Genomic DNA, 6,000 nt, shown 5'->3' on the forward strand with positions numbered 1-6,000 from the left:
GACAGGGCGGGCGATTAGCTCAGCGGGAGAGCGCTTCGTTCACACCGAAGAGGTCACTGGTTCGATCCCAGTATCGCCCACACAGATGTGACGCAGGTCAGAGCCCGCCGGTTGACACCAACCGGCGGGTTTTTCGCTGCCTGGCACCGGGCGATGTCCGATTCCGGGAGCGAAGCGGAAACGGATCTTGAAAGTCCGATTCCCGGGGGCCGAGGCGCCCCACCACCCCCTCCCGTCCGCTAGAAGCGAACTCCGGCCAGCCTGCCGGACCGCCCTGCGGCGAAGATTCCTCGGCTGGAGAATCTGAGACACCGCCGCGTCCCGGTACGGCTCGAGCAGCCGATCCAGAAGCGGCGCCGTTGAGCGGCGAGGGATACCCGCCTGCCCCCACACCGCCTCCAGGGCGGCCCGCTCCATGAGCGCGGTCTCCCACCGCTTCTGCAGCGCGTCCATCGCCTCGCCCCGCCTCTGCTCCGACACGTGCGTGTAGTGGTCCCGCGTCGCCGAGGCGATCCGCACGTCGTCCTCCACCGAGTGGCCCACGCGTTCGTCCGCGGGCGAGGTGGTCTGGGTCGAGAACCAGTGCCTCGCTCCATCGCACTGCCATGAAGGCGTACAGGAGCTCCCGGGTGAGGTCGTCGTCCTGCCCTGACATGGCTGCCACCCGCTCGGCGAACAGCAGCGCCTCCAACGGAGTTGGTACGGTCGCGCCTTTGTTCTTCTTCGCCAAGGCCTTCTCCGCCCGCCGGACTCCGCGGCGTCCCTTGGCCTTGGGCTTGGCCGCGGGGTTGAACTGGATCCGATGGGGGATGGCCGCTGACAGGCAGAACGGCCGTCGTAGACCGACTTCCAGGTGCCGCTGACGGCCTTGCACTCGTCGTCCTGCTGGACGTTTTTGCCGTCCCGCTTGAGGATGACCTCCTGGGGGTCGCAGCCGGAGCCCTTCCTGCTCTGACTCTGCCAGTGCGGGAACTTCGATCTCGAGTAGCCGGCCATCGAGTGGGACTGGGCGACCGTGCGCGATCCCAGCGCAGTGCGGGCCGCTGCGGCGGTAATTGGCGTCGGCAGGCCGGCGGCGGACACTGCGGTGACGGCTTGAGCCGGGGCGGCGTCGAGTGCGCCGAGCCCGGGGCCCGTGCCGTCATGGTGGCGCGGTGGGGTGATCATGCGCAGGTGGAGGCGGCAACATCCTCGTCGCGGCGTTAAGCGTGTGATCGACTACTCATAGTTATGTTCGTGAGGTCATCCACTCCGCGAAAGGGATCATCCGATGCGCCGCATCACAGCCACCCTGGTTACCCTCACCGCCGCCACAGCCGTGGCCCTGGTCCCGCCCGGCTCGGCCTGGGCGGCGAACGGAGCACTGTGGGTCAACGGCAAGCGCCACCACAACCCCAGCGGCTGCTACACCGTCAGGCCTGGGTCGCTTTCGGTGACCAACCGCACCAACACGGCGGCTGTCATCTACGAAGGCTATAGGTGCAATCACCGGATACTCGGTGCTGTCGGGCCCGGCCAGCGCGGCGCATGGGAGTCCGGCGGCAGCATCTATATCAACTAACGAGAACCGGTGCCCTCGCCCGAGTTGGGCGGGGGCTTCTTGTGATCGCCCTGTCAGCCAGGCAGGCTCAAAGTGGAGAACGAGTCGAATCGGACTGCGCGTCTGCTCTCCTCGATCCAGAAAACGCAGAACACCATCTGCCCGTCGTGCCGCGTTCCCGGAATGCGGCTGCGCCACAGGTTGGGGAAACCCTCCACGCGGGCGGCCCCTTGATAAGGGTCCACGTAGCGATCCAGGGCCCAGTTCACGACCGCGGTCAGGATCTCCTTGCGGGCAGCCGAGGCGGGTTCGTTCAGCTCCCAGATGTCCAGGGCCTCACGTAAGTTCTCCAGCTGGTAGTTGGCGGCGTCAGGCACGGGCCGCCAGCCACGCGCGGATGTCCTCCGGGCTGTCCGGCCTGGCCGGCTGTGCTCGCCGTTTCTCGGCGCCTTCCAGCATGCGGGCGAGGTCGGCGGGGTCGGGCTGAGGCTCGTCGTCTTCGTCGTCGGCTTGGTTGGCGAAGAACTCGCGGATCCACTCCAGTTCGATCCGGGCGTTCCCGCCCGGGGGCCGGCCGTGGTCGGCGCGCCGCCAGGGATCCTCGCAGTGGGTGAGGTTCTCCAGGTCCGTCGCAGACAGGTTGCCGTACCTGCTGAGGACGTAGCCGACGGTGTTGAGCTCGGCCTCTGACAGCAGGGGAGGCTCCTCGATGTGGATGTCGCCGTACTTTTCGTCGCCCCAGAGTTTGCCGACGACCGGTCCCATGTCCCACGCGGAGATCGACTCTCCGAACAGGGGCTTGCCGAAGGCTGCCAGGTGGTGTCCCTGTGCGTAGTACAGGAGTTTGTGGAGCTTTTTCACGCCTATGCCGGGTTGCCGTTGGCGGAGTGCTGCGGCGATGGCGTGAGCTGAGACCGGCATGTCGTCAGGGTACGGCTCATCGCTGGAGGGACGTAGGCTCATTTCGTCATCGCGCTTCCCGAACATGTGTTCCATCATGGCTGATGGGAGTGACAGTTCCTCGCCCGACACCTGGTTAATCTCGTGAGGTGGCAAAACTGCTCCGTCGAGATTCGTCGGCCTCAGGATCCATGTGGCTCATGGTGCCCTGTGTGGACGATCATGCGCCCGCCTGACTGCGCGCGAATGTGGTCACTGCTCGTTTGGCGCGGGCGTCTGCATGATGGCCGCGACCTCCTCGCTCGCTCCGGCATCGTGGGCCCGCCAGGCGCGGCGGGCGTCGTCGGCGAGGCGTACCGGGGCAGCGGTCATCGCGCCGAGCTCGGGATCCATGCCGCCCATGCTCGCGATGAGGTGATCGTGCGTAGGCTGGCTGTAACACCAGATCCGGCTGGAACGGTGAAACCGCGTGCAGATTCCACCTCCTCCTGCCCTCGACTGGACGTATCAGGTCGCCGCTCGGGCCTTCGGCGCCGCCGTGGTGGTACGGGGCGCCGCCCCCTGAACACGAGAAGACCGCCCCGCCCCGAAGACGCCGAGGGAAGCGGCCGGAGTTCCTGTGCCAGTGCCGGGCGACCCTCTCTGCGGCGCTACCGCCGAGGGCGGGCGGCGCGGTGGCGTGTCCGGGCGAGCATGAGCAGCACCGGAAGGCACAGCACGGCAACGGCGTAGGCGAAGTACCGCACAGCGGTGAGAAGTCCGGCGGAGACGGCGAGGAGGCCGACGCCGAGCCCGACGGCGAACTGGCATGTACGACGTTCGCCCTACCGGTCAGCAAGTCCACCCAGAGCGGCCACTTCAAAGCCCTGCGGGAAGCCGGCGTGATCCGCCAACGCGACGAGGGAACTCGGCGTTTGAACCGTCTGCGCCGAGACGATCTCGACGCCCGCTTCCCCGGACTGCTCGACCTTGTCATCCCCCAAGGGCGTGAGGTGATCGCCGGCTGGTGACCGGAGCAGTGCCCGGCGTCGGCGGAACCGGTCCTGACCACTCGCCCTGAACAGGGGAAACGACGCGGGAACCTCAACGGGCGCCGTCTGTGCGGGGACCGCCGTGCCTGACGTCTCCGACGCCGCCGTCCGTGCTGTCGCGAGATCCTCCGAGCCCGGACCGTCCACATCGTCTGTCAGGCGTTCCCGAGCGGAGGCGACCAGTGATCCCGAACGACTGTCACGCGCCGGGAGCCCGGTACACCACCTCCTGCCTTGCGGCCTCGTCGATCTCCTCCGCGGTCAAAAGCACCACCGTCCGCGTTCTTGCTTTGCCGGCTGCCGACACGGTGAGGCCCACAGCCGCCGAAGCCACGTTGTTCGGTATTTCGGCGATGACGTAGACATCGGTCTCGCCGAACGCGAAGTACACCTGTTCGACCCGACCGCCGACGCTCTCCACCAGGCGCTCCACCGCTTGGCGCCGTCCGGTGCCTCCTTCTTGAAGCACCCCTTTGAGGCCGTCCACCGTATAGCTCGCCTGAATGAGGTATTTGGGCATGATCGAGTCCCCTTCCCGTACCATCGCCCCAGCGTGAGGCGGTTACGAGGCGGGCTGTTCTCGGCTTCGGGTGACGGTAATCCCACCCGTTGCACTGATTTCCCTCTCTTCCTTCACCGGAACGGAGCAGGCAGGGAGGTGTTGATCGCTTGATTGGAAACCTGCTGTGATGTTGAAACCGTAGGCGTCAAGGGCTGGTCGGATATGCGTCGCTCGTGCCCGCACTGTCAAAAGGACGTTGATGGCCTTGGAAGAACACCCTGGCTCCTGGACCTACGACCCGGACGCCGGCGCAACCTACTTCTATCTGCACGGTCCGATCCCGGACGGGGGAGTGGCCCGCATGGTGCCGGTGGATGCCATGGTCAACCTCGACCTGGACGCCGACGGGCGCGTCATCGGCATCGAAATCCTCGCCACCTGGCCGCAGACGCCGGCCGCATCGAGAGAACCCGCAGGCAAACCGAACGCTGGCTACGCCGGCACGTCGGCCGTCTCGAAGCGGCCGAAGGCGTCTGGCTGCGCCCGAATGGCGACCGCCGACCCGACACCGTCTGGAAAGCCGAGGTCTACCGGCAGCACTTCGCCGGCCGGGAGATCGCCGGAGTCATCGAGGACCGTGTCGGGGTCGTCCGCATGTGGCGCGGCCTCGGCCTCACCGTGCTCCAGGTCGCCGAGGGCGACTACTGAGGTCACGGCGGTCACCCAGACGGGGGCCGCCGGCCAGCTGTTCGGCTTCGTGGTGGAGCGCCTCGACGAGCAACAACTCCAGGCGCAGTTCCTCGTCCACCAGGTCGTCGAGCGCGTCCATGACCGTCCTCCTCGGGCTGGGGGACGGTTCACGGTGCCCGGAAGGCGGCAGATGTAACAGGCGATCTGAAGTGATCAATCTCTCTTCCAGAGAGGCTCTTTTTCGGTGTGCGCGCTGAAACCACACAGATGTCGTGTGGGGCGGGTGTCCGGACAATCTTGACTCGTCTCCTGCGGGGCGTATCGTCCGATTTGGAAAGTTTCTTAACCGAAGCGCCAATCGCCTTCGGAGCCGGAGGAAGCGCCCATGAGAAGAACCCGGGCCGCGGCCGTGTCCGCCACCGCCCTGCTCGCCGCGTCGCTGCTGGTGGGCTCCGCATCCCCCGCCCACGCCGCCCCGACGGGCTGTACCACCTGGCAGGAGGGGTACGTCGTCCACAGTCAGTGCACGGGCGGCACAGGCACGCAAGCGGTTTACGTGAGTGGCCTGCACGTGAACCCCGCAGTGGGATGGGTCGCCATGAGCGGCCCCCGGGTGGGGGTGGGCGAGATATCGTCGGTCAACTTCCCGGGCACCGTGTGGTATCGAAGCACCACCGTGTACGACTGACGCGACGCCGGGCGGCATGACGACGCCCCCGCCTCCAGCGCGGAGGACGGGGGCGTCGGCGCGGTCTCGGCGGTGCTCGCCACGCGGCGGTTCCCGCGGCGATCGTTCCTCGCCGGTGGCGAGGTTCTTCCGGAGCTCGTCGCCGCTCTCCACTCGACGGCCTTCGACACGCTCCCAGCCGTCAACGATTTTCTCAATTGAAAGCGGCATTCGCCCTTTGAATCGCGGAGGAAGCGAACGTGAAAAGAAACCGGGTCGCTGCCCTGTCGGCCACCGCCTTGCTCACCGCCGGGCTGCTGATCGGCGTCGCGTCACCTGCCCACGCCATTCCGGGAACCTGCACGGCCGACACGGGGAGAACGGACCGCGTCTCCAGTTACTGCGCGACCGGCACCGGAGAACACCAGATCGCCGTCAGCTACCTCCACCGCAACGGTCAGCGCATGGAGGCGAAAGGCTCATGGGCGTCGGTGGGCCAGACCTCCTACGCCGACATCAACGGGACGGTCCTGCTGTGGTGGATCAATCTGAGGTGAGGGGCATGGCGACGCCCCCGTCTCCGGTGCGGAGGGGCGGGGGCGTCGCCATGTGGGGGGCAGGGCGGTCGGCCGCCTGCGGTCGTCGCTCTCCCGGCGCCTGCCGGGAGAGC

The 6,000-nt window shown here is 67.2% G+C and carries 10 protein-coding genes, 1 tRNA gene and 1 pseudogene; 7 read left to right on the forward strand and 5 right to left on the reverse strand.

What is annotated here, in order from left to right; translation table 11 throughout:
* Positions 1-8: 8 nt before the first annotated feature.
* A tRNA-Val gene (locus tag PKF00_RS33705) sits at positions 9-80 on the forward strand.
* 1,190 nt (positions 81-1,270) lie between these two features.
* Positions 1,271-1,561, forward strand: coding sequence for a hypothetical protein (locus PKF00_RS33710; protein ID WP_271221750.1), 291 nt, complete (start codon positions 1,271-1,273; stop codon positions 1,559-1,561).
* 53 nt (positions 1,562-1,614) lie between these two features.
* Here PKF00_RS33710 and PKF00_RS33715 read toward each other — a convergent pair whose 3' ends face one another.
* From PKF00_RS33715 to PKF00_RS33725, 3 genes are all read right to left on the reverse strand, one after another.
* Complete coding sequence (locus PKF00_RS33715) at positions 1,615-1,917, reverse strand: hypothetical protein (RefSeq protein WP_271221751.1); 303 nt, start codon at positions 1,915-1,917, stop codon at positions 1,615-1,617.
* Positions 1,910-2,461 carry a Panacea domain-containing protein gene (locus tag PKF00_RS33720; protein ID WP_271221752.1) on the reverse strand — a complete coding sequence of 184 codons (552 nt, stop codon included), beginning with the start codon at positions 2,459-2,461 and terminating at the stop codon, positions 1,910-1,912. The genes PKF00_RS33715 and PKF00_RS33720 overlap by 8 nt, the downstream gene beginning before the upstream one ends.
* A gap of 231 nt (positions 2,462-2,692) precedes the next feature.
* Positions 2,693-2,833 (reverse strand): hypothetical protein, encoded by a 141-nt coding sequence (locus tag PKF00_RS33725; RefSeq protein ID WP_271221753.1) that lies wholly within the window; start codon positions 2,831-2,833, stop codon positions 2,693-2,695.
* A gap of 281 nt (positions 2,834-3,114) precedes the next feature.
* Here PKF00_RS33725 and PKF00_RS33730 point away from each other — a divergent pair, with 281 nt between their 5' ends.
* Positions 3,115-3,450, forward strand: coding sequence for an ArsR/SmtB family transcription factor (locus tag PKF00_RS33730; RefSeq protein WP_271221754.1), 336 nt, complete (start codon positions 3,115-3,117; stop codon positions 3,448-3,450).
* Positions 3,451-3,670: 220 nt separating this feature from the next.
* Here PKF00_RS33730 and PKF00_RS33735 read toward each other — a convergent pair whose 3' ends face one another.
* Complete coding sequence (locus PKF00_RS33735; protein ID WP_271221755.1) at positions 3,671-3,991, reverse strand: GYD domain-containing protein; 321 nt, start codon at positions 3,989-3,991, stop codon at positions 3,671-3,673.
* 241 nt (positions 3,992-4,232) lie between these two features.
* Between PKF00_RS33735 and PKF00_RS44745 the strand changes: the two are divergent.
* Positions 4,233-4,394, forward strand: a pseudogene (locus PKF00_RS44745) (DUF2283 domain-containing protein); the annotation flags it as partial.
* Between the two features lie 38 nt (positions 4,395-4,432).
* A complete protein-coding gene (locus PKF00_RS45255) occupies positions 4,433-4,681 on the forward strand; it encodes a phosphatase domain-containing protein (RefSeq protein ID WP_438827870.1) in 249 nt (82 codons plus the stop codon).
* Here the strand turns inward: PKF00_RS45255 and PKF00_RS33745 are convergent.
* A complete protein-coding gene (locus tag PKF00_RS33745; protein ID WP_271221757.1) occupies positions 4,647-4,802 on the reverse strand; it encodes a hypothetical protein in 156 nt (51 codons plus the stop codon). The two genes, PKF00_RS45255 and PKF00_RS33745, sit on opposite strands and share 35 nt — an antisense overlap.
* Positions 4,803-5,048: 246 nt before the next feature.
* Here PKF00_RS33745 and PKF00_RS33750 point away from each other — a divergent pair, with 246 nt between their 5' ends.
* Complete coding sequence (locus PKF00_RS33750) at positions 5,049-5,351, forward strand: hypothetical protein (RefSeq protein WP_271221758.1); 303 nt, start codon at positions 5,049-5,051, stop codon at positions 5,349-5,351.
* A gap of 239 nt (positions 5,352-5,590) precedes the next feature.
* Entirely contained in the window at positions 5,591-5,887 is a 297-nt protein-coding gene (locus PKF00_RS33755) for a hypothetical protein (protein ID WP_271221759.1), read from the forward strand.
* Positions 5,888-6,000: the final 113 nt, after the last annotated feature.

This window comes from Streptosporangium carneum, assembly GCF_027922005.1.
GTDB classification, from domain to species: Bacteria; Actinomycetota; Actinomycetes; order Streptosporangiales; family Streptosporangiaceae; genus Streptosporangium; species Streptosporangium carneum.